Origin of the sequence: Solimonas soli DSM 21787, from assembly GCF_000474945.1 — a bacterium.
Taxonomy (GTDB): domain Bacteria; phylum Pseudomonadota; class Gammaproteobacteria; order Nevskiales; family Nevskiaceae; genus Solimonas; species Solimonas soli.
The window spans coordinates 168,960-193,698 of the sequence record NZ_AXDW01000010.1 but is presented as its reverse complement, the minus strand read 5'-3'; the positions used below and the strand labels follow the sequence as shown (position 1 = coordinate 193,698).

Annotated in this window: 24 protein-coding genes and 1 pseudogene; 15 read left to right on the top strand and 10 right to left on the bottom strand. The window is 68.1% G+C overall.

The annotated features are described in order from the left end of the window. Positions 1–25: 25 nt before the first annotated feature. Positions 26–742: a hypothetical protein gene (locus K344_RS0106755; RefSeq protein WP_157622802.1), complete on the bottom strand. Its 717-nt coding sequence runs from the start codon at positions 740–742 to the stop codon at positions 26–28. Between the two features lie 151 nt (positions 743–893). On the opposite strand from K344_RS0106755, the gene K344_RS23400 reads away from it, so the two are divergent. Next, complete coding sequence (locus K344_RS23400; protein ID WP_084197069.1) at positions 894–1,631, top strand: TetR/AcrR family transcriptional regulator; 738 nt, start codon at positions 894–896, stop codon at positions 1,629–1,631. Between the two features lie 79 nt (positions 1,632–1,710). On the opposite strand, the pseudogene K344_RS20535 reads toward K344_RS23400, so the two are convergent. The 8 genes and pseudogenes from K344_RS20535 to K344_RS0106710 all read right to left on the bottom strand — a co-directional run bounded on the left by K344_RS20535 (position 1,711) and on the right by K344_RS0106710 (position 9,058). Next, a pseudogene (locus K344_RS20535) lies at positions 1,711–2,750 on the bottom strand (IS3 family transposase). 130 nt (positions 2,751–2,880) lie between these two features. Further along, entirely contained in the window at positions 2,881–4,173 is a 1,293-nt protein-coding gene (hisD, locus tag K344_RS0106740) for a histidinol dehydrogenase (protein ID WP_043114003.1), read from the bottom strand. 5 nt (positions 4,174–4,178) lie between these two features. Further along, positions 4,179–4,820, bottom strand: coding sequence for an ATP phosphoribosyltransferase (gene hisG / locus K344_RS0106735; RefSeq protein ID WP_028080030.1), 642 nt, complete (start codon positions 4,818–4,820; stop codon positions 4,179–4,181). Positions 4,821–4,897: 77 nt separating this feature from the next. Then, positions 4,898–5,788, bottom strand: a complete 891-nt coding sequence (locus K344_RS0106730) for an NYN domain-containing protein (protein ID WP_028080029.1) — start codon at positions 5,786–5,788, stop codon at positions 4,898–4,900. 20 nt (positions 5,789–5,808) lie between these two features. After that, positions 5,809–7,083: a UDP-N-acetylglucosamine 1-carboxyvinyltransferase gene (gene murA, locus K344_RS0106725; RefSeq protein ID WP_028080028.1), complete on the bottom strand. Its 1,275-nt coding sequence runs from the start codon at positions 7,081–7,083 to the stop codon at positions 5,809–5,811. Further along, positions 7,083–7,301, bottom strand: coding sequence for a BolA family protein (locus tag K344_RS0106720; RefSeq protein WP_028080027.1), 219 nt, complete (start codon positions 7,299–7,301; stop codon positions 7,083–7,085). The genes murA and K344_RS0106720 overlap by 1 nt, the downstream gene beginning before the upstream one ends. An 18-nt stretch (positions 7,302–7,319) precedes the next feature. Beyond that, a complete protein-coding gene (locus K344_RS0106715) occupies positions 7,320–8,087 on the bottom strand; it encodes an ABC transporter permease (protein WP_028080026.1) in 768 nt (255 codons plus the stop codon). Further along, positions 8,084–9,058: an ABC transporter ATP-binding protein gene (locus tag K344_RS0106710; RefSeq protein WP_028080025.1), complete on the bottom strand. Its 975-nt coding sequence runs from the start codon at positions 9,056–9,058 to the stop codon at positions 8,084–8,086. Before K344_RS0106710 ends, K344_RS0106715 begins: the two co-directional genes overlap by 4 nt. Before the next feature lie 97 nt (positions 9,059–9,155). On the opposite strand from K344_RS0106710, the gene K344_RS0106705 reads away from it, so the two are divergent. The 8 genes from K344_RS0106705 to K344_RS0106670 all read left to right on the top strand — a co-directional run bounded on the left by K344_RS0106705 (position 9,156) and on the right by K344_RS0106670 (position 15,779). Next, positions 9,156–10,625 carry a cryptochrome/photolyase family protein gene (locus K344_RS0106705; RefSeq protein ID WP_028080024.1) on the top strand — a complete coding sequence of 490 codons (1,470 nt, stop codon included), beginning with the start codon at positions 9,156–9,158 and terminating at the stop codon, positions 10,623–10,625. A 66-nt stretch (positions 10,626–10,691) separates the two neighbouring features. Then, positions 10,692–11,681: a KpsF/GutQ family sugar-phosphate isomerase gene (locus tag K344_RS0106700; RefSeq protein WP_281169445.1), complete on the top strand. Its 990-nt coding sequence runs from the start codon at positions 10,692–10,694 to the stop codon at positions 11,679–11,681. Beyond that, positions 11,681–12,199: a KdsC family phosphatase gene (locus tag K344_RS0106695; protein WP_028080022.1), complete on the top strand. Its 519-nt coding sequence runs from the start codon at positions 11,681–11,683 to the stop codon at positions 12,197–12,199. The genes K344_RS0106700 and K344_RS0106695 overlap by 1 nt, the downstream gene beginning before the upstream one ends. Before the next feature lies 1 nt (position 12,200). After that, entirely contained in the window at positions 12,201–12,773 is a 573-nt protein-coding gene (lptC, locus tag K344_RS0106690; protein ID WP_043113960.1) for an LPS export ABC transporter periplasmic protein LptC, read from the top strand. Continuing rightward, a complete protein-coding gene (lptA, locus tag K344_RS0106685) occupies positions 12,757–13,350 on the top strand; it encodes a lipopolysaccharide transport periplasmic protein LptA (RefSeq protein ID WP_028080020.1) in 594 nt (197 codons plus the stop codon). The genes lptC and lptA overlap by 17 nt, the downstream gene beginning before the upstream one ends. Then, on the top strand, positions 13,347–14,078 hold the full coding sequence (lptB, locus tag K344_RS0106680) for an LPS export ABC transporter ATP-binding protein (RefSeq protein ID WP_028080019.1): 732 nt from the start codon (positions 13,347–13,349) through the stop codon (positions 14,076–14,078). Before lptA ends, lptB begins: the two co-directional genes overlap by 4 nt. 97 nt (positions 14,079–14,175) lie before the next feature. Then, complete coding sequence (locus tag K344_RS20530; protein WP_043113957.1) at positions 14,176–15,237, top strand: zinc-binding metallopeptidase family protein; 1,062 nt, start codon at positions 14,176–14,178, stop codon at positions 15,235–15,237. After that, on the top strand, positions 15,234–15,779 hold the full coding sequence (locus tag K344_RS0106670) for a DUF421 domain-containing protein (RefSeq protein ID WP_028080018.1): 546 nt from the start codon (positions 15,234–15,236) through the stop codon (positions 15,777–15,779). The genes K344_RS20530 and K344_RS0106670 overlap by 4 nt, the downstream gene beginning before the upstream one ends. Before the next feature lie 192 nt (positions 15,780–15,971). Here K344_RS0106670 and K344_RS0106665 read toward each other — a convergent pair whose 3' ends face one another. Continuing rightward, positions 15,972–17,195, bottom strand: a complete 1,224-nt coding sequence (locus K344_RS0106665) for an argininosuccinate synthase (protein WP_028080017.1) — start codon at positions 17,193–17,195, stop codon at positions 15,972–15,974. Positions 17,196–17,413: 218 nt separating this feature from the next. On the opposite strand from K344_RS0106665, the gene K344_RS0106660 reads away from it, so the two are divergent. The 6 genes from K344_RS0106660 (at position 17,414) to K344_RS0106635 (ending at position 24,625) form a co-directional block, all read left to right on the top strand. After that, a complete protein-coding gene (locus K344_RS0106660) occupies positions 17,414–17,875 on the top strand; it encodes a VOC family protein (protein WP_028080016.1) in 462 nt (153 codons plus the stop codon). Positions 17,876–17,899: 24 nt separating this feature from the next. Then, positions 17,900–18,637, top strand: a complete 738-nt coding sequence (rnt, locus tag K344_RS20525) for a ribonuclease T (RefSeq protein WP_051361962.1) — start codon at positions 17,900–17,902, stop codon at positions 18,635–18,637. Next, positions 18,637–20,148, top strand: a complete 1,512-nt coding sequence (locus tag K344_RS0106650) for a glucan biosynthesis protein G (RefSeq protein WP_051361961.1) — start codon at positions 18,637–18,639, stop codon at positions 20,146–20,148. Before rnt ends, K344_RS0106650 begins: the two co-directional genes overlap by 1 nt. 194 nt (positions 20,149–20,342) lie before the next feature. Next, a complete protein-coding gene (gene mdoH, locus K344_RS0106645; protein WP_028080014.1) occupies positions 20,343–22,913 on the top strand; it encodes a glucans biosynthesis glucosyltransferase MdoH in 2,571 nt (856 codons plus the stop codon). A 117-nt stretch (positions 22,914–23,030) separates the two neighbouring features. After that, on the top strand, positions 23,031–23,834 hold the full coding sequence (locus K344_RS0106640; protein WP_028080013.1) for a GNAT family N-acetyltransferase: 804 nt from the start codon (positions 23,031–23,033) through the stop codon (positions 23,832–23,834). Continuing rightward, positions 23,834–24,625 carry a lysophospholipid acyltransferase family protein gene (locus tag K344_RS0106635; RefSeq protein WP_043113953.1) on the top strand — a complete coding sequence of 264 codons (792 nt, stop codon included), beginning with the start codon at positions 23,834–23,836 and terminating at the stop codon, positions 24,623–24,625. Before K344_RS0106640 ends, K344_RS0106635 begins: the two co-directional genes overlap by 1 nt. Positions 24,626–24,739 lie beyond the last annotated feature (114 nt).

Below are 24,739 nucleotides of genomic sequence, written 5' to 3'. Positions count from 1 at the left end.
TTTACTTTATGTTTTGGGGAACTGATCAAAACCTTGGTCTACGAGTTCCCGGTTCAATCCGACCCCTCTGTTTCGCGATCTGATGCATGAAGGAAAGCAGGGTCATGACGATCGTCGAGAACACGACGACGGGCACCCAGAACGCGAATACGCTGTGCCAGGCAAATGGTCCGTTTTGGAAGAAATACGGAAGCCAGCCCGGTGCGAACATGAAGCTAGCCCAGAGCGAGAAATAGCCCAACCACCGGGGGAATATGGCGTTCTCCTCGTGCTGGCGAAGAATGGCCACACCTAGAGGGATGTACTGCATCAGCGCTGGCGGCACTGGCGTGATGAACAGAATCCAGCTGACATCGTTCGCGAAGTGCAGAAGTTTAGGATCGATGTCAGGTCGGTAAGCCAAGGCACCCCAGATCATTGGCGGCAGCACAAAAAAGAAGGCAAGCCAGATGCTGCCGATCATCTGACAAGTGCTGAGGAAATGAGCATCGTCGCTCTCGATTCGGCGAATGAGCGCGGATAGCGAAACGCCCCATGCCATGTAGAGAAAGGCGGATGACTGAACCAAGATCATTCCAACCTTGATCGAACTGGCGTTCTTGATGAATAACTGGCTCAGCTCAGCAGGGCCGAGTTGCGGATTCAGTGGCGGAAAGAAGCCTGAGATCAGGACAAATCCGCTCCCGCACACGACCAGATACAGAATCCCGCACCAAATGCCCCATTGATGGCTTCGGTCCACTCGCTCCTCCGGTTTCCATGGATAGTGATCGGCACAGGCAACCGCTGAGACGCTGACGCAGCCTGAATCCGGGCACGGCCTTTTTGTTGTCGGGATGATCTATGTGAGATAACCTCATATTCAACTCGTATATTCCTTGTATGTCCCTCACATGAAAGTCAAAGAAGAAATGCGGCAGCCGGAGAAAGCACGCGAATCGGAGGTCGTTTCGAGTCAGAAGCGTGCTGCAAGGAAGTTCGGCCGGAGGCGCACGCCGAGGTACGAGGGCGCGCAGATCACAGTCGGCAACATCATGCAGGCCACGCGTGAGTTAGTGGATACGGAAAAATGGCACGAGCTCAGTACGGAGAAGATTGCCGCGAGAGCAGGGGTGAGCATCGGATCGCTCTACCAATATTTCCCGAACAAGGAAGCCATCGTGCTGGCCCTGTACGAAGATGCGTCTGCACGCGCTGCCCATACCGTTCGAGCAGTGTTGTATGACGTCATCAGCATGACGCCCGACCGTGCGCTCAAGATCATCGTTCGGTCTCTCGTCGAGTTGTACGAAAAAGACCGGAAAGTCTTGCTGGGACTGCCGCTTCACTACCCGGAGCTATCACTGCCCGCGATGCCGTTGTCATTGGACAACATGATCCGCAACAGCACCCGAGCTTATATGCGCTTGCACATGCCAAAGTGCTCTCCCAAGCACCTAGATACGCGGGTTTTCGTCATGGAAAATGCGGTCGTGCACACCGTGCAGAATTATGTTGCACACTTGCCTGAGAACGTTTCCCGTCACCAATTGATCGAAGAGTTGAGTGAAATCGTCGCAGCGCATTTACAACGGCCGAAAAAAGCTAAAACTCGGTCATCACGCCGACGCAATTCCAGAAAATTGCGATGAGGGGAAAGTAGGAGTGAGGTAGAAGTGGTCCCGCTTCGTCGGACAGCTTTCCCGGTTTTATAAGTGATGTTCTGCCGGGTTAAGCCGCGAGCCGTGATGGCAGCGCGGCGAAGTACACGGTGTCGGGGGTCTGGACGTCAAGCGACGAGTGCGGACGCCGGGTGTTGTAGAACGTGATGTAGCGAGTCAGCTGCTGCCGCGCCTCGGACACGGACTCGTAGGCGTGCAGGTAGACCTCCTAGTACTTGACTGTCTTCCACAGCCGCGCGACGAAGACGTTGTCGCGCCAGCAGCCCTTGCCGTCCATGCTGATCCGGATGCCATGGCCCTGGAGCAGGCTGACGAACTCGAAGCCGGTGAACTGGCTGCCCTGATCCGTATTGAAAATCTCCGGCGTGCCGTGGCGGGCCAGTGCCTCCTCGACGGCTTCGATGCAGAAGTCCGTCATCAGACTGTTCGACAGCCGGAACGACAGGATGCGGCGCGTGGCCCAGTCGAGCACGGCGGCGAGGTAGACGAAGCCCCGCTTCATGGGCAAGTACGTGATGTCCATCGCCCAGACCTGATGGGTCGATCGAGGGTCGAGGGTCAGCCCGCGCAGCAGCTACGGGAACACCGGATGCTGCGGGTGGCGTTTGCTGGTGTTCTTCCTGCGGTAGATCGCCTCGATACCCATCAGCCGCATCAGGCGCCGGACGCGCTTGCCGCAGATCCGGTGTTCCTCCAGACGCAGGCAGTCGCGCAGCTGCCGGCTGCCCAGGAAGGGATATTCCAGATGCAGCGCGTCGATCCGGCGCATCAGCGTCAGATCGGCTTCGGGCAATCCAGGCTGCCGGCGATGCACCGTCGATCGTGAGAGTTCCAGAATCCGGCACTGCTGCGTCACCGGCAGCGCCGCTGTCCGGTCGATCATCGCTTGGCGCTCGGGCCGTGGACTCGATCGAGCGCGCGTTCTAAAACATCGTTTTCCATCGTCAGCTGTCCGATCTTGGCCTGCAGGTCCATCACGCTTGGTCCGAACTGCTCGGCCAGCTGCGCCAGGGTCTTCTCGCCCTTGACTGCAGCCACTGCCACTTTGGCCTTGAACGCCGGGGTGTGATTCCTTCTGGGCCTTCTCATCTGCTCTTCCTTGGGCGCCACCGGCGCCGTCCGATTAGAGCAGAACATCACTTATCCGGCTGTCCGATTTGGCGGGGCCACTTTTGGTCACTCCGAAGCAGGGTGGTAAGGCGGGGGAAAAGAGCCTGTTTCAACCCCGATCGCGCGCGCTCAGTGCGTGGGCCTGCAGGCCTTCGGCGTCGGCGATGCGGCCGGCGATCTGCGCGAGCGGCCTGGCGCCATCCGTCGTGCATTCGATCAGGCTGCTGCGCTTCTGGAATTCGTAGACGCCGAGCGGATTGGAGAAGCGCGCGGCGCGCGAGGTCGGCAGCACGTGGTTCGGGCCGGCGCAGTAGTCACCGAAGGCTTCGGGCGTGTGGCGGCCGACGAAGATCGCGCCGGCGTGGCGGATCTGCGGAATCAGGGCGCGCGGCGCTTCGACGGCGAGTTCGAGATGCTCGGGCGCGATGCGGTTCGACAGCGCGCAGGCTTCGGCTAGATCACGCACCAGAATCAGTGCGCCGCGCTCGCCGATCGAGGTGCGCACGATCTTCTCGCGCGGCAGCGTCGTCACGCGCTCGGCCATCGCCGCGGCGACGCGATCGAGGAACGCCGCGTCCGGCGAGATCAGGATGGCTTCCGAATCCTCGCCATGCTCGGCCTGCGAGAACAGGTCCATCGCCATCCAGCGCGGATCGGAGCCGCCGTCGCTGATGACGACGATTTCGCTCGGTCCGGCGATCGAATCGATGCCGACGCGGCCGAACACTGCGCGCTTCGCCGCGGCGACGTAGGCGTTGCCGGGACCGACGATCTTGTCGACAGGCGGAATGGTGGCGGTGCCGTAGGCGAGCGCGGCGACGGCCTGCGCGCCGCCGATCGTGAAGATGCGATCGACACCGGCGAGATGCGCGGCGGCGAGCACGACCGCATTGAGTTCGCCGGCTGGCGCCGGAACCGCCATGATGATCTCGTCGACGCCGGCGACCTTGGCCGGAATCGCGTTCATCAGTACCGACGAGGGATACGCCGCCTTGCCGCCCGGCACGTAGATGCCGACGCGTTCGAGCGCGCGCACTTCCTGGCCGAGCGTGTTGCCAAACTCGTCGGTAAAGGCGAACGGCGCCAGTTTCTGGCGTTCGGCGTAGGCGCGGATGCGTGTGGCGGCCGCTTCGAGCGCGGCGCGCAGATCGGCGGGCTGCGCCTCCCAGGCGGCGGCCCATTGCACCTTCGGCACTTCGAATGCGGCCGCGCTGTTCAGCGTGCGGCGATCGAAGCGGTTCGTCAGTTCGAGCAGCGCGGTATCGCCGCGTGCGCGGATGTCGGCGACGATGCCGTCGACGACGCGGGTGACGTCCGCGCTCGTTTCCGGCGCACGGTCGAGCAGCGCGGTCAGCTGCGCATCGAAGTCGGCGCGGCGCGTGTCGAGGCGGCGGACGTCCATGATCGTCACGCCGCCTTCCTGCTCTGCCCAGCCCGGCGGATCTGCGCGAGCAGCGCACTGATCGCGGCGTTCTTGGTTTTCATCGCCGCCTTGTTGACGACGAGGCGCGAGCTGACCTGGCAGATGATTTCGGTTTCGTCGAGGCCGTTCGCGCGCAAGGTGCCGCCGGTGGCGACCAGATCGACGATCACGTCGGCAAGGCCGACCAGCGGCGCCAGTTCCATCGAGCCGTAGAGCTTGATGATTTCCACCTGCTCGCCCTTGTCGGCGAAATGGCGGCGGGTGATTTCCGGATACTTGGTGGCGACGCGCAGGCGGCGGCGCGGATCGCGCGGCGGCGCGTCCTTCCTGGCCGCGACCGAGAGACGGCACTTGGCGATGTCGAGGTCGAGCGGCTCGTACAACTCGCGGCTGCCGTTCTCCATCAGCACGTCCTTGCCGACGATGCCGAGGTCGGCGGCACCGTGCTCGACGTAAGTCGGCACATCGGCCGGCCGGATGATCAGCAGCGACACGCCGGGCGTGCGCGAAGGCACGCGCAGCAGGCGATCGATGTCGCCGGCCGGGTCGAGGCCGATGCGGGCCAGCAGCGGCAGGCTTTCTTCGAGGATGCGGCCCTTGGACAGGGCCAGCGTCAGCGCGGTCATCGCCGGATCTCGTGCAGTAAAACGCGAAAGGGGCGGCATTGTAGCCGCCCGGCGCTGACGCGTCCGCTGCGGCGGCGCTAAGCGGCCTTCGGATCGCGCAGGTAGACGCTGCGCTGCCGGCCGTCCGCCGACTTGCGCTCGTCGATCTCGAAGCGGCCGGTCGCGACGACCAGTTCGCTGAGCTTCTTGTAACCGTAATTGCGCGAGTCGAAATCGGCCTTGCGCTTGGAAATGAGCTGGCCGACGGCACCGAGCGGCGCCCAGCCGTCGTCGTCGGCGGCATCCTCAATCGCCTGTTCGAGCAGTTCGTGCAGTTCGGCGTCGGTCTTCGGATCGCTCTTCTCGGCGCGCGGCTCGGCGGCGCGTTCGGCGTCGGCGCCGACGTTCGGCGAGGAGCGCTCCACCTCGACCAGGGCCGGCAGCGGGGCCGGTGCCCTGGCAGACTTTTTCGGCGCGCTTTTCTCGGCCCCCTTGTCGAGCGTCTTGTCCGCGCGGGGCTCGGCCGGCCTGGCGCTCTTGGCCTTCGCCGGTTCGCGCAGCACGTCGAGATAGATGAACTTGTCGCAGGCGGCGCGCAGCGACACCGGCGTCTTGCGCTCGCCGAAGCCGTAGACCGTGAGGCCCGCCTCGCGCAGGCGCGAAGCAAGGCCGGTGAAATCGCTGTCGCTAGACACGAGGCAGAAGCCGTCGAAGCGATCCGAGTACAGCAGGTCCATCGCGTCGATGATCATGCGGCTGTCGGTCGCGTTCTTGCCGGTCGTGTAGCTGAACTGCTGGATCGGCTGGATCGCCAGATCGACAAGCACCTTCTTCCAGCCTTTCAGGTTGTCCGTCGTCCAGTCGCCATAGACGCGCTTGACGTTGGCCACGCCGTACTTGGCGATCTCGGCGAGCAGCGCCGTGGCGATCGAGGGCTGCGTGTTGTCGGCGTCGATCAGGACCGCGAGCTTCTTGGTGGGTTCGGCCATGGCGGTCTCCGTGACGGCGCTCAGATCAGCTTGGCGACGCGCTTGATCTTCGCGCCCAGTGCCGTGAACTTGCCTTCGATGTCCTCGTAGCCGCGATCCATGTGGTAGATGCGGTCGATGAAGGTTTCGCCGTCGGCGGCGAGCGCGGCGATGACGAGCGAGGCCGAGGCGCGCAGATCGGTGGCCATGATCGGCGCCGCCTGCAGGCGTTCCCTGCCGTGCACCACGGCGGTGTTGCCCTCGATGCGGATGTCGGCGCCGAGGCGCAGCAGTTCCTGCGCGTGCATGAAGCGGTTCTCGAAGATGGTTTCCTTGATCAGGCCGACGCCCTCGGCGAGGCAGTTCATCGCCATCATCTGCGCCTGCATGTCGGTCGGGAAACCCGGATGCGGCATGGTGTGGATGTTGACCGCCAGCGGCCGCTTGCCCTGCATGTCGACTTCGATGAAATCCGGGCCGGTCGAGATCTTGCCGCCGGCCTGCTGCAGCTTGACCAGCACGGCGTCGAGCATCGAAGGATCGGTCTTGTTGACGCGCACGCGGCCACGTGTTGCCGCACCGGCGACGAGGTAGCTGCCGGTCTCGATGCGGTCAGGCAGCACCTGGTGCTTGGCGGCGCGCAGGGCCTTGACGCCGCGCACGCGGATCGTCGTCGTGCCCTCGCCTTCGAGCTGCGCGCCCATCGCCCGCAGGCAGCGCGCCAGGTCGACGACTTCCGGCTCGCGCGCGGCGTTCTCGAGCACGGTTTCGCCGTCGGCGAGCGTCGCCGCCATCATCAGGTTCTCGGTGCCGGTCACCGTCACCGTGTCGAAAACGATGCGCGCGCCCTTGAGCCGGCCGCCGGCCGGCGCCTGGGCATGCACGAAGCCGCCTTCGAGCCTGATCTCGGCGCCCATCGCTTCGAGACCCATCAGGTGCAGATCGACCGGCCGCGCACCGATCGCGCAACCGCCCGGCAAGGAAACGTGCGCCTCGCCGCGCGCCGCGACCAGCGGACCGAGCACGAGGATCGACGCACGCATGGTCTTGACCAGCTCGTAGGGCGCGACGCAGGTGCTGATCGGCCTGGCGTCGATCAGCATCTCGTGCGGCGTCGGCTGCTCGGCCGTACAGCCCATCTGCAGCAGCAGCTTGCGCGTGGTGTTGACGTCCCACAGCTTCGGCACGTTGGTCACGTGCAGCGGCTCGTCCGACAGCAGCGCCGCGCAGAGAATCGGCAGGGCGGCGTTCTTGGCGCCGGAGGCGTCGATCTCGCCGTTCAGGGGGCCGTTGCTGGCGATGATGAATTTGTCCATCAGGGCGCGCGCGTCGTCAGCTTGAGGGCATGAATGTCGCGGCCCATGCGCTCGCCGAGCGTCGCGTAGACCATGCGGTGCTGGGCGAGCGGCGGCTTGCCGGCGAATTCGCTGCTGATGACGGTGGCCTCGAAATGCTGGCCGTCGTCGCCGAGCACGGTGACCTGGGCGCCGGGCAGGCCGGCCTCGATGAGTTGTTTGATCTGGTCTTTGTTCATGGTGAAGAACTCCGGAGTTCAGCGCTTCAGCTTGTAGCCGGTCACCAGCATCCACAGGCATACCGCCGAGGCGGCGGCGAAGAAGCCGAACGCCCAGAGCACGCTGTAGACGATCGGCACGTCGGCGTGGCCGAAGAAGCCGTAGCGGAAGCCGTCGATCATGTAGAAGAAGGGATTGAGATGGCTGGCCTTGAACCACAGCGGCGGCAGCGCGTGCACCGAGTAGAACACGCCGGACAGGAAGGACAGCGGCGTGATGAAGAAATTGGTGAACGCGGCGACGTGATCGAACTTCTCGGCGACGATGCCGGCGATCAGGCCCAGCACCGCGAGGCTGCCGGCCGAGAGAAGGAACATCGCCAGCAGCGCCAGCGGCGCGTGCACCGGCAGCTGCACGAACGGCATCGTCACCAGCAGCATCGCCAGCGCGACCAGCGCGCAACGCACGATCGCCGCCGCCACGTAGGCGCCGAACCACTCGAACGGGCCGATCGGCGCCATCTGCAGGAAGACGATGTTGCCCATCATCTTCGACTGCATGAGGCTCGACGAGGTGTTGGCGAAGGCGTTCTGGATCACCGTCATCATGATCAGGCCCGGCACCAGGAACTCGGTGTAGCCGACGCCCGGATAGACCGGCGCGCGGCCCTTCATCGCCTGCGCGAAGACCAGCAGATACAGCAGGGCGGTGATCACCGGCGCGGTGACGGTCTGGCCGAGCACCGACCAGAAGCGCATCACTTCCTTCTTGAGCAGGGTGTAGAAGCCGAGCTGGTCGGGCGTCATTTCGCCGCTCCCGCCGTCGCGCCGCCGGCCTTCGCCGGATGGCCGGTCAGCTCGATGAAGATGTCCTCGAGATCCGGCTCGCGCGTGTGCACGTCCTCGATGGCGATGCCGGCCGTGCGCAGCGCGTCGAACACGCCGCCGATCGGATTGCGACTGGTCTCCAGCTTGAGCTCCAGGGTGCCGTCGGATTCGCCGGTGATCAGCGGGCGCAGCGCCTCCGGCAGCTGCGCGGCGCCGGCCAGCTTGATGCGCAGGAAGCGGTACGGGTGGCGCGCCAGCAGCTGCCGCGTCGGCTCGATCACCGCGACGCTGCCGCGATCGAGGATGGCGATGCGCGAGCACAGCTCCTGCGCCTCCTCCAGATAGTGCGTGGTCAGCACCACGGTCGTGCCCTGGCGGTGCAGGTCGCTCATGAAGGCCCAGGTCATGCGCCGCAACTCGACGTCGACGCCGGCGGTCGGCTCGTCGAGGATGACGACCGGCGGCTTGTGCACCAGCGCCTGGGCGATCAGCACGCGGCGCTTCATGCCGCCGGACAGCGCGCGCATCGAGCTGCCGGCCTTGGCGGTGAGATCGAGGCGCTCCAGCATCTCGTCGATCCACGGCCACACTTCCTTGCCGCAGCCGTAGTAGCCGGCCTGGATGCGCAGCATGTCGCGCACCTTGAAGAACGGATCGAACACCAGTTCCTGCGGCACCACGCCGAGCAGGCGGCGCGCGGCGCGGTAGTCGCGCACGGTATCGTGACCGAGCACCGCGACGCTGCCTTCGCTGGCCTGCACGAGACCGGCGATGATGCTGATCAGCGTCGACTTGCCGGCGCCGTTGGGGCCGAGCAGCGCGAAGAATTCGCCGCGCTGGATGTCGAAGCTGACGCCGCGCAGCGCCTCGAGCGCGCCGTAGCGTTTGCGGATGCCGCGAATCGAGAGGGCGCTGGGCGCCGCGGTGGTGGAAGCGGATGGGGAGGACATGGCAGGCCGGCATTATAGGCGTGCGTCGTCCCGCCACGTCCGCCGGACCGGCCGCGACCGGCGCTTTTCCGGCCGCGTTTGCCGCCAGAATACCGGCATGAGCACTCCTTCCCTGCCCGGTGACTCGACGGCCATTGTCTGGTTCCGCCGCGACCTGCGGCTGACCGACAACCCGGCCCTGCACCTCGCGCTGCAGCGCCACGAGCGCGTCGTGCCGCTGTTCATCGCCGATTTCGAAGCCGAAAGGCCGTGGGCGCCCGGCGCCGCCAGCCGCTGGTGGCTGCACCACAGCCTCGCCCGCCTCGGCGGCGACTTCGAGGAGCGCGGCGTGCCGCTCCTGATCCGCCGCGGCGACAGCCTGCAGGCGCTGCGCGCGCTCATCGGCGAAACCGGCGCCGAGGCGGTCTACTGGAACCGGCTCTACGAACCGGCCCTGGTCGCCCGCGACCGCCGCATCAAGGCGGCGCTGCGCGAGGCCGGCATCGCCGCGCACAGCCAGCGCGCCGCGCTGTGGCACGAGCCGTCGACGCTGCGCACCGCGGCGGGCGAACCGTATCGCGTCTTCACGCCGTTCTGGCGCCGCCTCGCCGCCGAGCTGCCGGACCTGCGGATCGAAGCCGCGCCGGTGCGCCTCAAGGGCCCGCGCCGGCAGCCCGCCAGCGACACGCTCGAATCGCTGCAACTGCTGCCGAAGCTGAAATGGGATGCCGGCTTCTATGCACACTGGCGGCCCGGCGAGGCCGGTGCGCTGCATGCGCTCGACGCCTTCGTGCGCGGCTCGCTCGGCCATTACGCGGCCGGCCGCAACCATCCGGCGCGCGAGGACGGCACGCGCCTGTCGCCGCATCTGCACTTCGGCGAGCTGTCGCCGCAGCAGCTGCGCGCCGCCGTGCTGCGCCGTGCGCAAGGCACCGCGACACTGGAGGCCGACGCCGAGGAACTGCTGCGCGAGCTTGGCTGGCGCGAGTTCGCGCATCACCTGCTGTTCCATTTCCCGCACACGCCGGACGCGCCGCTGCAGGACAGGTTCGCGAAGATGCCCTGGCGCAAGCCGCGGGACTACGCGGCCGACCTCGAAGCCTGGCAACGCGGCCGCACCGGCATGCCGATCGTCGATGCCGGCATGCGCGAACTCTGGCAGACCGGCTGGATGCACAACCGCGTGCGCATGATCGTCGCCTCGTTCCTCACCAAGAACCTGCTGATCCCCTGGCAGGAAGGTACGCGCTGGTTCTGGGACACCCTGCTCGACGCCGACCTCGCCAACAACACGCTCGGCTGGCAGTGGACCGCCGGCTGCGGCGCCGACGCGGCGCCCTACTTCCGCATCTTCAACCCGCTGCTGCAGGCGCAGAAGTTCGACGCCGACGCGGCCTACATCAAGCGCTGGCTGCCCGAGCTGGCAACGCTCCCGCCGGAGGCCGCGCACGCGCCGTGGCTGGCGCGCGCCGGCGAGCTTGAAAAAGCCGGTCTGCGCCTCAAGGTCGATTATCCGGAGCCGATCGTCGCACTCGGCGCCTCGCGCAAGCGGGCGCTCGAGGCTTACGAAACGATACGTTCGGCCTGAGAGCCGGCACCTGCCGGCCGCGCCGTGGCCGGTATACTGGCCGCCCTTTTTTCGAACCGGAGCCCCATGGGGACCGTCACCGGCATGGAATCCGCGAAGCTGCAGGCGATGGGCCGGCGCGCGCTGGAGATCGAGCGCGACGCGCTCAGCGCGCTGCTGCCGCGCATCGACGAACGCTTCGCGCGCGCCTGCGCGCTGATGCTGGCCTGCACCGGCCGCGTCGTCGTCACCGGCATGGGCAAGTCGGGGCACGTCGGCAGCAAGATCGCGGCGACGCTGGCCTCGACCGGCACGCCGTCCTTCTTCGTGCATCCGGGCGAGGCCAGCCATGGCGACCTCGGCATGATCACGCGCCAGGACGTCGTCATCGCCATCTCGAATTCCGGCGAGACCGTCGAGATCGTCACGCTGATCCCGCTGTTCAAGCGCATGTCGGCGCCGCTGATCGCGATGACCGGCAAGCCGGCGTCGACGCTCGCCACCGCCGCCGACGTCCATCTCGACGTCTCGGTGGCGATGGAAGCGTGCCCGCTGAACCTCGCGCCGACCGCGAGCACGACGGCGACCCTGGCGATGGGCGACGCGCTCGCCGTCGCGCTGCTCGAAGCGCGCGGCTTCACGCCCGAGGACTTCGCCATGTCGCACCCGGGCGGCTCGCTCGGCCGCAAGCTGCTGCTGAAGGTCTCCGACGTCATGCACGGCGGCGAGCGCCTGCCGCGCGTCTCGCCGGACACCAGGCTCAGCGATGCGCTGCTCGAAATGTCGCGCAAGGGCTTCGGCCTGACGGCGATCGTCGATGCCGACAACAAGGTGCTCGGCGTGTTCACCGACGGCGATCTGCGCCGCGTGCTCGATCAGGGCATCGACGTGCGCCAGGCGCGCGTCGACGAGGTGATGACGCGCGGCGGCAAGACCGTGCGCGCCGACCAGCTCGCCGCCGAGGCCGTGGCGCTGATGGAGAAACACAAGATCACCGCGCTGCTGATCGAGGACGAGGCCGGCCATCTGACCGGCGTCCTGCACATGCACGACCTGCTGCGCGCGGGAGTCGTCTAGTGGCGCTGCTCGACACCACCGAGCTGGTTTGGCGCGCGCGCGACATCCGTTGCCTGTTCCTCGACATCGACGGCGTGCTGACCGACGGCAAGCTCTACATCGGCCCGAACGGCGAGGAAGCCAAGACCAACTACGTGCGCGACGGGCTCGGCATCAAGATGATGCTGAAGGCCGGCCTGCACGTCGCCGTGATCAGCGGCCGCCCGTCGGAGGCGATGCGCCAGCGCCTGAGCTGGCTCGGCGTGAAGCACATCGCGCTCGACACCGAAGACAAGGCGCCCGCCTATCTGCGCATCCGCGACGAGCTGGGCCTGACCGACGCGCAGTGCGCGCACATGGGCGACGACGTGCCGGACCTGCCGCTGATGACGCGCGTGTCGCTGGCACTGTCGGTCGCCGACGCGCATCCGAAGGCGCTGGCCGCCGCCCACTGGGTGTCGCGCTACGGCGGCGGCCACGGCGCGGTGCGCGAGGCGATCGACCTGATCCTCGACGCGCAGGGCCTCGGAGTCGCCTGACGTGAAAACCCGTTTGCGCGCCTGGCTGCCGTTCCTGATCCTGATCGCCGCCGCGGCGTGGATCGTCAACAGCAGCATGCACCGCGACCGCAGGCTGGCGTCGAACGGCGCATCGGGCGACGACCGCGTGCCGCTCTACGTCGCCGAGCGGGCGGTCTGGACGCGCTACGGCGCCGACGGCCAGCCGCTGGTGGAGGCCACGGCGCAACACATCGACTACTTCGAGGATCGCTCGATGGTACTGAGCACCGTGGCGCTCGACCGGCTCGGCGGCGCGCAGGGCAGCTGGCACGTCGAGGCGCCGCGTGGCATCGTGCCGGCCAACGAGAATCGCATGCGCCTGGAGCCGGACGTCAGCGTCAAGGGCGCAATCAAGGGCAACCTGCCGACGGCGATCGCCGCCAGCGAAGTCTGGGTCGACTGGGACCAGAAGCTGATCAGCTCGGATCGCCCGGTGCGCGCCGAGGCGCCGGGACGCTCGGCGACGGCGCAGGGCTGGCAGGCCGATTTCAACGCGACGCACGTGCAGATGTCCGGCAAGGTGGAGATGCAATACGATGCGCCACACCGTTAAGGTCCTCAGCGCCGCGCTGCTGATTGCAGCCGCCGGCGCGCACGCGCAGAGCGGCAGCGAGGGCGACAGCAGGAAATCGTCGGCGCGCGAATCGCTCGACGAGTTGCGCCCCACGGGCCCGGTCACCGTCAAGGCCGATCGCGTCGAGTGGGTGCAGAACAACATGATGAAGTACAGCGGCAGCGTGTCGATGACATCGAACACGCTGACCGTGCTCGGCGACAGCATGGATGTCAGGCAGGCGGCCGACGGCCAGTTCGAGGCCTGGGTGCACGGCGCGCCGGCCAAGCTCGACCACGCCGCCGATCCGGACGCCAGCGGCAATGCCGCGCAGCCGGTGCATGCCGAGGCGCGCGAGATCCATTACGACTCGCGCAGCGGCACCGTCGACATGACCGGCAATGCGCACCTCAAGCGCGGCGACGACGTCGTCGACGGCAATACCATCGGCTACGTGGTGCCCGAGCGCCGCATCCGCGCCGCCGGCGGCGGCAACAACGGCCAGGTCACGATCACCTTCCAGCCGCCACCGCCGAAGAAGGACGCCGCCGACGGCAAGAAGGACGGCGCGCCGTGAGCGCCTCGACGCTGTCCGCGTTCGCGCTGGTCAAGCGCTTCAAGAAGCGCACCGTGGTGCGCGACGTGTCGCTGACCGTGTCGAGCGGCGAGATCGTCGGCCTGCTCGGCCCGAACGGCGCCGGCAAAACCACCTCGTTCTACATGATCGTCGGCCTGGTGCCCGCCGACGGCGGCCGCATCGAACTCGACGGCCGCGACATCACCGGCCTCCCCATGCATGGCCGCGCTCGCCTCGGCCTCGGCTATCTGCCGCAGGAAGCCAGCGTGTTCCGCAAGCTGTCGGTGAAGGACAACATCCTGGCGATCCTCGAATTGCGCAAGGATCTCGATGCCGCGCAGCGCGAACCCGAGCTCGAACGCCTGCTCGGCGAGCTGCACATCACGCACATCCGCGACGCCGAAGGCCAGGCGCTGTCCGGCGGCGAGCGCCGCCGCGTCGAGATCGCCCGCGCGCTGGCTGCGAATCCGCGCTTCATCCTGCTCGACGAGCCCTTCGCCGGCGTCGACCCGATCGCGGTCGGCGACATCCAGCAGATCGTCCATCACCTCAAGGAACGCGGCATCGGCGTGCTGATCACCGATCACAACGTGCGCGAAACGCTGTCGCTCTGCGAGCGCGCCTACATCCTCGCCGAGGGCCAGGTCATCGCCGAAGGTTCGCCCGACACGCTGCTGGCCAACGAAACGGTGCGTCGCGTTTACCTCGGCGAGCAGTTCCGGCTGTGACAATCGCAGCGCGGCGCGCAAGCGGTGCGCGCCAGACAGCACCGATTCATCGCCGGTGGCCATAACTGGGGCCTGTGACCTCCACGCGGAGCCCGGCGTGAAAATCTTCCGCTGCGACCACTGCGGCCAACTGATCTTCTTCGAGAACTCCGTCTGCACCCGCTGCGGACGCACGCTCGCGTTCCTGCCGGACCGGCGCCGCATGGCGGCGCTCGAGCCGCTCGACGAGCTGCGCTGGCGCGTCGTCACGCGTGGCGGCCGCGGCGCGCCGTATCGCCTGTGCCGCAACTACCGCACCGCCAACGTCTGCAACTGGGCGATCCCGGCGCACGAGGCGCATGAGCTCTGCCCCTCCTGCCGGCTGACGCGCACGCTGCCGGATCTGTCGGTCGACGGCCACGCGCAGGCCTGGTACCGGCTCGAGGTCGCCAAGCGGCGGCTCCTGTACAGCCTCATCGAACTGCGCCTGCCGATTCACAGCCGCGACGAGGACCCGCAGCGCGGCCTCGCCTTCGACTTCCTCGCCGACGCGCCGAGCGGCGAGGGCGCGGTGATGACCGGCCACGCCGGCGGCGTCATCACCATCAGCGTCGCCGAGGCCGACGATGCCGAGCGCGAGAAGCGCCGCGTCGCGCTGCACGAGCCCTACCGCACCCTGCTCGGCCATTTCCGGCACGAGAGTGGCCACTACTACTGGGAGCGCCTGATCGCCGGCTCGGCGCGCCTCGACGCCTTCCGCGAGCGCTTCGGCGACGAGCGCGCCGACTACGCGCAGGCCCTGCAGCAGCATTACGACCGCGCCGACGACGGCGGCTGGCGCGATGCCTATGTCAGCCAGTACGCCGGCAGCCATCCCTGGGAGGACTGGGCCGAGACCTGGGCGCATTACCTGCACATCAGCGACACGCTGCAGACGGCGGCGGCCTGCGGCCTGTCGCTGCGCGATGCGCCCCTGCCCGGCGCCGCCGATCTGACGCGGCCGCTGCGCGGTTCCTTCGACGCGCTGATCGAGCGCTGGCTGCCGCTCACCTTCGCGATGAACAACCTCAACCGCGGCCTCGGTCTCGCCGACGCCTATCCCTTCGTGCTGTCGCCGACGGCGATCGCCAAGCTACGCTTCGTGCACGACACGATCCAGGGCGCGGGGAGCACACCATGAGCAAGTTCTGGCAGATCGACTGGCACGCCCTGTTCGTGCCGAGCGGCTCGCTCGCCGAAGTCGTGCTGCGCGGCACGCTGATCTACCTGTTCCTGTTCTTCCTCATGCGCGTGCTGCGCCGCGAAGCCGGGCAGTTCAACATCGCCGACCTGCTGGTCGTGGTCATCATCGCCGACGCCGCGCAGAACGGCATGGCCGGCACCTACACCTCGATCACCGAGGGCGTGGTGCTGATCGGCACCATCGTGCTCTGGGACTTCGCGCTCGACTGGGCCAGCTACCGCTACGAACCGATCCGCCGCCTCATGCTGCCGGCGCCGGTGACCCTGATCCGTGACGGCCGCATCGCATGGCGCGCCATGCGCCGCGAGCTGATCACCGAGACCGAGTTGATGGGCCGCCTGCACCAGGACGGCCTGCAGCATGTCGAGGACGTCTACCGCTGCTTCGTCGAGGCCGACGGCAAGCTCAGCGTGATCAGCTTCGAGCAGGCGAAGCAGAACGCGGAGCGCGAGAAGGCACGCGAACGGCGCCGGCGTTGAGCGGCGCGGCGGCGCACGTCTGCCCCTTGCGCCGCTTCGCCGAGGCTGGCGCCATGCGGCGCCCGGGCCGTCCCGGCGTTTACGGGCGCAGCGCCTTGCGCATCAGCGCACGCTCGAGCCGCCCGGCGAGGGGCCCGCGCGCAGCGCGGGATCGACGACCCGGCGAGTCGGCTCCCGGGCTTCGCCCGCTGCTCAGCGCTGGTCGCGCTTGGCGCCAGTGCGCAGGCGCAGGCCGTTGAGGCGGATGAAGCCCTCCGCGTCCTTCTGGTTGTAGGCGCCGCGGTCGTCCTCGAAGGTCGACAGGGTGGCGTCGAACAGCGAGTCCCCGGAGCGGCGGCCGGCGTTGTAGACGCTGCCCTTGTAGAGCTTGAGGCGCACCTCGCCGTTGACGCGCGTCTGCGTGTCGTCGATCAGGGCCTGCAGCGCGCGACGCTCGGGGCTCCACCAATAGCCGTTGTAGATCAGGCTGGCGTACTTGGGCATCAGCTCGTCCTTGAGGTGCGCCTGCTCGCGGTCGAGCGTCAGCGACTCGATCGCGCGGTGCGCCTTGAGCAGGATGGTGCCGCCCGGCGTTTCGTAGCAGCCGCGGCTCTTGATGCCGACGTAGCGGTTCTCGACCAGATCGAGACGGCCGATGCCGTGCTCGCTGCCGAGCTTGTTGAGGCGATCGAGAATCTCGAACGGCGTGCCGCGCACGCCGTCGATGGCGACGGCATCGCCCTTCTCGAATTCCAGGGTGATCTCCTGCGCGACGTTTGGCGCGTCCTCGGGGTTCTTCGTCCAGCGCCAGATGTCGTCCGGCGGGCACCACCACGGGTCCTCGAGGCCACCGCCTTCATAGCTGATGTGCAGGGCGTTGGCGTCCATCGAGTACGGCGAGCCGCCGCCCTTCTTCTTGGCGATCGGGATGCCGTGCTTCTCGGCGTAGGCGAGCAGCGATTCGCGCGAGTTGAGGTCCCACTCGCGCCACGGCGCGATGATCTTCACCGCCGGCCACAGCGCGTAGGCGCCGAGCTCGAAGCGCACCTGGTCGTTGCCCTTGCCGGTGGCGCCGTGGCTGATCGAGTCGCAGCCGGTCTGCCGCGCGATCTCGACGAGGCGCTTGGCGATCAGCGGCCGCGCGATCGAGGTGCCGAGCAGGTATTCGCCCTCGTAGACGGCGTTGGCGCGGAACATCGGGAAGACGAAGTCGCGCACGAACTCCTCGCGCAGATCGTCGATGAAGATTTCCTTGACGCCGAGCGCCTCCGCCTTCGGGCGCACGTGATCGAGTTCCTCGCCCTGGCCGATGTCGGCGGTGAAGGTCACGACCTCGGCGTCGTAGGTGTCCTGCAGCCACTTGAGGATCACGGAGGTATCGAGGCCGCCGGAATAGGCGAGCGCGATCTTGCGGCGCGAGGCACTTTGCTTGCTCATGTTCGTCAGACTACGGAGACAGGGAGGTGAGCCGGTCCGGCGGCACGGGTCGGCAGCCGTCTTGGGCGCGCGATTATAGGGGCTTCGTCATGGCAGCGCGGCGGTGCGACCCGCGACGGCGGGACCGTTGCGCGGCGCGGCGCCGCAAAGCGGCCAGCCAAAGCCGGTATCATGCACGGCCCAGCCGTCCCGTCCGCCACGCCACGAAGGAGAGTCCGATGAGCGCCGTCAAGCCGATCCCGGATGATTTCCGCGCGGCCACGCCCTATTTGACGGTGCGTGGCGCGGCGCAGGCGCTCGCCTTCTACAAGGCGGCCTTCGGCGCCGTCGAAACGCTGCGCATCGAGGCCGGCGGCCAGGTCGGCCACGCCGAGTTCCGCATCGGCGAAGCGCCGATCATGCTCGCCGACGAATATCCGGACATGGACATCAAGAGTCCGCCGGCCTACGGCGGCTCGCCGGTGACCATCCATCTGTATGTCGCCGACGTCGACGCCTTCGCGGCGCGCGCGGTCCAGGCCGGCCTGCGCGTCGTGCGTCCGGTCGAGGACCAGTTCTACGGCGACCGCGGCGGCAAGTTCGTCGATCCCTTCGGCCACGTCTGGTGGCTGGCGACGCGCAAGGAGAACCTCGGCAACGAGGAGATCCGGCAACGCGCGAAGGCCGCGTTCGGCGGCTGAGCATTTTCTTCGAGTACCCGCACGATGGTCGCCAGCAGCGAAGCGCTCGCCGAGAAATCCGGCGAGAAGCCCGACGAGAAGCCCGAAGCGAAGAAGCACAAGGTCGGGCACCGCTTCCGCGGTTTCCTGCCGGTCGTGGTCGACGTCGAGACCGGTGGCTTCAACGCGCAGACCGACGCCCTGCTGGAGATCGCGGCGGTGATCCTCGGCGTCGACGAGCACGGCAACCTGGTGCGGCGCGAGACCTGCTTCGCGCACGTCACGCCGTTCCCCGGCGCCAACATCGAGAAGGCGGCGCTGGAGATCACCGGCATCCGCATCGACAGCCCGCTGCGCCTGGCGCTGGCCGAGAAGGAAGCGCTCGATCACGTGTTCCGCCCGGTGCGCCGCGCCGTATCGGAGAACGGCTGCACGCGCGCCATCCTGGTCGGCCACAACGCGCACTTCGATCTCGGCTTCATCAACGCCGCGGTCGCGCGCACCGGCTACAAGCGCAACCCCTTCCACCCGTTCAGCGTGTTCGACACGGCGACGCTGGCCGGCGCCGCGCTCGGCCAGACCGTGCTGGCACGCGCCCTGCACGCGACGCAACTGGGCTACGATGCCGAATCCGCGCATTCGGCGATCTACGACGCGGAAAAGACCGCGGATCTGTTCTGCCTGCTCGTCAATCGCATGCGCCCGCTGTTCGAACAGCACACGGCGGCCGCGAGCGGCGCGGCGGCGCAGGATCCCTCAGCTCTGGAAAACGACGGAACGTGATGGTACGCAAGGCTTTGCTCGGCATGCTGCTGGTCCTGACGACGGCCGGCCACGGTGCATTGGCATTCGACTTCAACGACGTCGCGCGGCGTGCCAAGGAGCTCGCCGGCAAGCCGTTCGACCGGCCCGACACGCAGCTGCCCAAGACGCTGACCGATCTCAACTACGACCAGTACCAGCAGATCCGCTACCGCCCGGAGAAGGCGCTGTGGCGCGGCAACAAGCTGCCGTTCGAGGTGCAGTTCTACCACCCGGGCCTGTACTTCAATCAGATCGTCAAGATGAATCTGGTCACGGCCGACGGCGTGCGCAAGATCCCGTTCCAGCCCGACAACTTCGACTACGGCCGCAACGCCATCGACCCGAAGAGCCTCGGCGATCTCGGCTTCGCCGGCTTCCGCGTGCATTACCCGCTCAACGACAAGCGCGTCAAGGACGAGCTGATCGCCTTCCAGGGCGCGAGCTACTTCCGCGCGCTCGGCAAGAACCAGGTCTATGGCGAATCGGCGCGCGGCCTGGCGATCGATACCGGCGAGCTCTCCGGCGAGGAGTTCCCGGTGTTCCGCGAATTCTGGATCGAGTGGCCGCGGCTCGAAGACCAGGAAATGACGATTTACGCGCTGCTCGATTCGCGCCGCGTCACCGGCGCCTATCGCTTCAAGGTGCGCCCCGGCGATTCGACGGCCACCGAGATCAAGTCGCGCCTGTACTTCCGCGACGGCATCGGCAAGCTCGGCATCGCGCCGCTGACCAGCATGTTCCTCTACGCCTCGCACCAGCCGGCGACGCTCGAGGACTACCGCCCGGAGGTGCACGATTCCGAGGGCCTCTCCGTGCAGACCGACGGTGAGTGGATCTGGCGGCCGCTGGTCAATCCCAAGCGCCTGCTGATCACGTCGTTCGGCACCACCAACCCGCGCGGTTTCGGCCTGATGCAGCGCGACCGCGATTTCGCGCACTACGAAGATCTCGACACGCGCTACGACCGCAAGCCCAGCGTCTGGGTCGTGCCCAAGGGCGACTGGGGCCGCGGCCGCGTCGAGCTGGTGCAGATCCCGACACGCGACGCCACCAACGACAACGTCGTCGCCTACTGGGTGCCCGAGCAGAGCCCGCAGGCCGGCAGCACGATGGACCTCGAGTACACGCTGTTCTGGCAGGCCAACAACGAGACCAGGCCGCCGCTGGCCTGGATCGCCCAGACCCGGCGCGGCCGCGGCTGGGGCAAGGATCCGGACAACACCTACCGCTACATCGTCGACTTCCAGGGCGGCCCGCTGGATTTCCTCAAGCCGGACCAGAAGCCCGTCGCCGGCCTGTGGATCAACGACAACGGCGAAATCCTCGACCGCCAGATCGTCAAGAACGACGTCACCGGCGGCTGGCGCGTGAGCATGCGCGTGCGCCGCACGGATGATTCCAGGCCGATGGAGATGCGCGCGGTGCTGCGCAACGGCGACGACAACATCTCCGAGACCTGGGCCTACATCGTGCCACCCGAACCGCGCTGAGGCGCGGCGGTTCATCGCGCCTTCAGTCGGTCGCATCCGACCTCCGGCGGGACTCGGCAGCGGCGCGCCGAGTCTTTACACTGCGGGCCTCGACGTCGCGCCGCTCGCAGCGGCGCGCGTCTCGGCTCCCCGCCGGGTCTCCGGCGTCCGCCGGACTCGCCCACCGACGTTTCAGCCGCTTCTTTCGAGATATCGTGAACCAGCTTGCCGGCCAGGTTTCCGGGCCGCCGCCCGGACCGCTCGTGGACTTGCCGTCGACCGCCGCCGCGCGCGTGCGCGACTATCTCGACGCCCTGCCGGACGCCGCGCGGCGCCACGCCGAAGTCGCGCTCGCCGCACAGCTGGCGCAGGAGCCGGACGCCTCGGCGGACGCCCAGTTCGCGACGATCCAGGCCACGCTCGCCGACAGCGGCGACGCCGATCTTGATCTCGCCACGCTGCACGCCAGCCGCGCGCGCCTGCTCGCCAGCCTGCAGCCGGCGCTGCCCGGCGATGCCCATGTCGAAGACGTGCTGCAGCCCGCCGATTTCCGCGCGCGCCTGGCGACCACGCCGCCGCTGGTGCGCGCCTCGATGTCGCCGACGCCCTGGGACCACAACCCGGCGCGACGCCTGTGGCGCTGGCTCGCGCGCCGCGCGCAGGGCGACGGCGCCGCGCTCGCGCCGCGCGGCGGCCCGGTGCCGCTGCCGCTGAAGAGCAAGACGCTCGGCCCGGCGCAGACGGGCTGGCGCTGGGCCGGCACGCTGCGCCGCCTGCTGCTGATCGCGCTGATCCTCTCGCAGACCATCGGCGCGACCTACCTGATGTCCGCCGTCCTGCCGTACAAGGGGCGTCACTGGCTGGAACTGACCAGCCTGTGCCTCTACGCGGTGCTGTTCGCCTGGATCTCGGCCGGCTTCTGGACGGCGCTGTTCGGCTTCTTCGTGCTGCTCACCGGCCGCGACAAGTATTCGATCTCGGCGACCGCCGCGCCGGACACGCCGCTCGCGCCGGGCCGCAACACGGCGATCCTCGTGCCGATCTGCAACGAGGACGTCGCCCGCGTGTTCGCCGGCCTGCGCGCGACCTACGACTCGGTGGCGCGCGCCGGCCTGCGCGACGCCTTCGACTTCTACGTGCTGTCCGACAGCGGCAAGGCCGATGCGCGCGCCGCCGAGGCCGCCGCCTGGCTGCACCTGTGCCGCGCCGTCGACGGCTTCGGCCGCATCTTCTACCGGCGCCGCCAGCATCGCATCAAGAAGAAGTCGGGCAATGTCGCCGACTGGTGCCGGCGCTGGGGCAGCAAGTACCAGTACATGGTGATCCTCGACGCCGACAGCGTGATGTCGGGCGAATGCCTGAAGCGCCTGGTGCAGCTGATGGAGGCCAATCCCGGCGCCGGCATCATCCAGACCGCGCCCAAGGCCGCCGGCCGCGAGACGCTGTACTCGCGCATCCAGCAGTTCGCGACGCGCGTCTACGGCCCGCTGTTCACCGCCGGCCTGCACTTCTGGCAGCTCGGCGAGAGCCACTACTGGGGCCACAACGCCATCATCCGCGTCGCGCCGTTCATGCAGCACTGCGCGCTCGGCCGCCTGCCGGGACGCGGCGGCCTGTCCGGCGAGATTCTCAGCCACGACTTCGTCGAAGCCGCGCTGATGCGCCGCGCCGGCTGGAGCGTGTGGATCGCCTACGATCTGCCCGGCAGCTACGAGGAAATGCCACCGACCCTGCTCGACGAGCTGAAGCGCGACCAGCGCTGGTGCCAGGGCAATCTGCAGAACTTCAAGCTGTTCTTCACGCAGGGCCTGCATCCCGCGCATCGCGCGGTGTTCATGACCGGCGTGATGGCGTACCTGTCGGCGCCGCTGTGGTTCATCTATCTGGCGCTGTCGACGGCGCTGCTGTTCGTCTTCATGAAGACGGAACCCACCTACTTCACGCAGCCCTACCAGCTCTTCCCGACCTGGCCGGAATGGCATCCGGAATGGGCGATCCGCCTGTTCGCCGGCACCATGACGCTGCTGTTCCTGCCGAAGATCCTCTCCGCCGTGCTGCTGATCCTGCGCCACAAGGTCGCGCGGCCCTACGGCGGCCGCCTGCGCCTGCTGATGAGCCTGTTCGCCGAGATGCTGTTCTCGGCGCTGCTCGCGCCGATCCGCATGCTGTTCCACACCCAGTACGTGGTCTCGGCGCTGCTCGGCATCGCGGTGCAATGGAAGTCGCCGCCGCGCGAGGACGCCGCGACGCCGTGGAGCCAGGCCGCGCTGCGCCACGGCGGCGGCACTTTGCTAGGCCTCGCCTGGCTCGGCCTCGTCTACTGGCTGAATCCGAGCTTCCTGTGGTGGCTGCTGCCGGTCGCCGGCAGCCTCGTGGTGGCGATCCCGCTGTCGGTCTGGAGCTCGCGCGCCACCTTGGGCCGCTGGGCGCGCCAACAGCGCCTGTTCCTGATCCCCGAGGAATCGATCACGCCGCGCGAGCTGCGCTGGCTCAAGGCCGGCGTGCGCCGCGCGCCCGACTATCCGGACTTCGTGCGCGCCGCGCGCGAGCCGGCCGCGAACGCCCTGCTGGCGCTGATCGGCCGCCGTCGCGAGAAACTCGGCAAGCGCGCCCAGCGCCAGCTGCTCAACCTCGCCGACGCCAGCGCCCGCCGCGATCCGGCGACGCTCAAGGACCCCGAGCGCAACGCCCTGCTGCTCGATGCCGCCGCGCTGGCACGCCTGCATCGGCGGCTGTGGACGGCGGACGATGTGCACGCGGGCTGGTTCGGCAAATCGTCGTCATAGGGCCGCCGGCCTCGCGCTTTGCCGGGCTGACCGGCGTCATCGTTCAGTCATGACAGCGTCACATCGCTTCAAAGACCGCTTCATAGAGTGCGCGCCATCCGCAAAGGAGCGACGCACATGTCGACACGTATTGATGGTGACTTGCCGCGCAAGCCGCGCTTCGAAGTGCGCTTCGCGGAGACGCCGGCAGAGATTCTCGAAACCCAGAAGCTGCGCTACCGCATCTTCGCCGGCGAGCTGGGCGCCCAGATCGCCGGCGGCGCCGAGGGCGGCAGCGAGGGTATCGACCACGACCAGTACGATCCGTTCTGCCGTCATCTGACGGTGCGCAACGCCGACACCGGCCGCATCGTCGCCTGCACGCGCATCCTGACCAGCGAGCGCGCCCCGGCGGCCGGCGGCTTCTATTCGGCGAGCGAGTTCGACCTGGCGATGCTGGATTCCCTGCCGGGCCGCGTGATGGAAATCGGCCGCACCTGCGTGGCCGCCGAGTACCGCAGCGGCGCGGTGATCGCGACGCTCTGGCAGGGCATCGCCAGCACCATCGTCAACGAGGGCTACGACTACCTGTTCGGCTGCGCGTCGATCGGCCTCGAGGACGGCGGCGCCACGGCGCATGCGATCCTCGAGCAGATCCGCGAGCAGTACATGGCACCGGCCTGGCAGCACGTGCGGCCGTACATTCCGCTGCCGGCCGCCGATCGCCGCGCGACCGAGAAGCCGAAGATGCCGCCGCTGCTGAAGGCCTACCTCAGCCTCGGCGCCAAGGCCTGCGGCGAGGCGTACTGGGACCGCGACTTCAACTGCGCCGACGTCTTCATGCTGCTCAACGTCAGCGATCTCAATCCGCGCTACGCCCGCCACTTCCTCGGCCAGGCGCAGGCCGCCGGCGGCGCCGAGGCGGGCGCCGGACACGCCTGATGTCGAGTCCCCTGGCCGCGTCGCTGCGCACGCTCTGGCGCAGCGCCTGCGTGATCGCGCTGCTGCTCGTCGGCCTGCTGATGGCGCTGCTGGTCGCGTTCGATTTCAGCGGCCGGCTCGATCGCCTGCGCATGGCCGGCTGGTGGCATCGCCGCCTGCTCGGCATCCTGGGACTGCGCGTCACGGTGCATGGCAAGCCGCTCAGCGGCGCGCACCTGACCGTCGCCAATCACGTGTCCTGGCTCGACATCCCGCTGATGGGCTCGGTCGAGCCGCTGCGCTTCGTCGCCAAGGCGGAAATCCGCCACTGGCCGATCGCCGGCCAGCTGGCGACGGCCTGCGGCAGCCTCTACATCCGCCGCGGCAAGGGCGGCGCGCGGCCGATGCTCGACCGCATCGCCGTCTGCCTGCGCCAGGGCGGCGCCGTCGTGCTGTTTCCGGAAGGCACGACCACCGACGGCCGGCAGGTGCTGCCCTTTCATGCACGCCTGTTCGGTGCGGCGATCGAGGCACATTGTCCGATCCAGCCGGTCGCGCTGCGCTACCACCCGGGCGCCGGCGGCCGCGACGTGGCGCCCTTCATCGGCGACGACGATCTGCTCCGCCACGTGCTGCGCGTGCTGCGCGAACCGGGTCTGCGTGTCGACGTCTTCTACTGCACGCCGCTGGCGACTGGCGGCGCCGACCGCGCCGCGCTCTCCGTGCAGGCTCAGGCGGCGGTCGAACGGGCATTGGGGCTGCCCGTAGCGCCGGCTGCGCAGACGCCGCCGCTGGCGGCGCTCGCGGCCTGATCGCCCGCCGCAACACCTCGCCCGCCGACAGCGGCGGCGGCGCGCGAGGGCGTACAATGCGCGCCTGTTTCACGCGGAGCTGTCCTTGAGCGCCCCATCCCCCGAACTTTCAGG

Bases quoted from the DNA above. Each gene is read 5' to 3' on its own strand.
- K344_RS0106700 (WP_281169445.1), top strand. From the start codon at position 10,692: ATGGGGACCGTCACCGGCATGGAATCCGCGAAGCTGCAGGCGATGGGC.
- K344_RS0106640 (WP_028080013.1), top strand. From the start codon at position 23,031: ATGTCGACACGTATTGATGGTGACTTGCCGCGCAAGCCGCGCTTCGAA.
- rnt (WP_051361962.1), top strand. From the start codon at position 17,900: ATGGTCGCCAGCAGCGAAGCGCTCGCCGAGAAATCCGGCGAGAAGCCC.
- K344_RS0106650 (WP_051361961.1), top strand. From the start codon at position 18,637: ATGGTACGCAAGGCTTTGCTCGGCATGCTGCTGGTCCTGACGACGGCC.
- hisG (WP_028080030.1), bottom strand. From the start codon at position 4,820: ATGACCGCGCTGACGCTGGCCCTGTCCAAGGGCCGCATCCTCGAAGAA.
- lptA (WP_028080020.1), top strand. From the start codon at position 12,757: ATGCGCCACACCGTTAAGGTCCTCAGCGCCGCGCTGCTGATTGCAGCC.
- murA (WP_028080028.1), bottom strand. From the start codon at position 7,083: ATGGACAAATTCATCATCGCCAGCAACGGCCCCCTGAACGGCGAGATC.
- K344_RS0106710 (WP_028080025.1), bottom strand. From the start codon at position 9,058: ATGTCCTCCCCATCCGCTTCCACCACCGCGGCGCCCAGCGCCCTCTCG.
- K344_RS0106715 (WP_028080026.1), bottom strand. From the start codon at position 8,087: ATGACGCCCGACCAGCTCGGCTTCTACACCCTGCTCAAGAAGGAAGTG.
- hisD (WP_043114003.1), bottom strand. From the start codon at position 4,173: ATGGACGTCCGCCGCCTCGACACGCGCCGCGCCGACTTCGATGCGCAG.
- K344_RS0106720 (WP_028080027.1), bottom strand. From the start codon at position 7,301: ATGAACAAAGACCAGATCAAACAACTCATCGAGGCCGGCCTGCCCGGC.
- K344_RS23400 (WP_084197069.1), top strand. From the start codon at position 894: ATGAAAGTCAAAGAAGAAATGCGGCAGCCGGAGAAAGCACGCGAATCG.
- K344_RS0106670 (WP_028080018.1), top strand. From the start codon at position 15,234: ATGAGCAAGTTCTGGCAGATCGACTGGCACGCCCTGTTCGTGCCGAGC.
- K344_RS0106665 (WP_028080017.1), bottom strand. From the start codon at position 17,195: ATGAGCAAGCAAAGTGCCTCGCGCCGCAAGATCGCGCTCGCCTATTCC.
- K344_RS0106660 (WP_028080016.1), top strand. From the start codon at position 17,414: ATGAGCGCCGTCAAGCCGATCCCGGATGATTTCCGCGCGGCCACGCCC.
- K344_RS0106730 (WP_028080029.1), bottom strand. From the start codon at position 5,788: ATGGCCGAACCCACCAAGAAGCTCGCGGTCCTGATCGACGCCGACAAC.
- K344_RS0106705 (WP_028080024.1), top strand. From the start codon at position 9,156: ATGAGCACTCCTTCCCTGCCCGGTGACTCGACGGCCATTGTCTGGTTC.
- K344_RS0106635 (WP_043113953.1), top strand. From the start codon at position 23,834: ATGTCGAGTCCCCTGGCCGCGTCGCTGCGCACGCTCTGGCGCAGCGCC.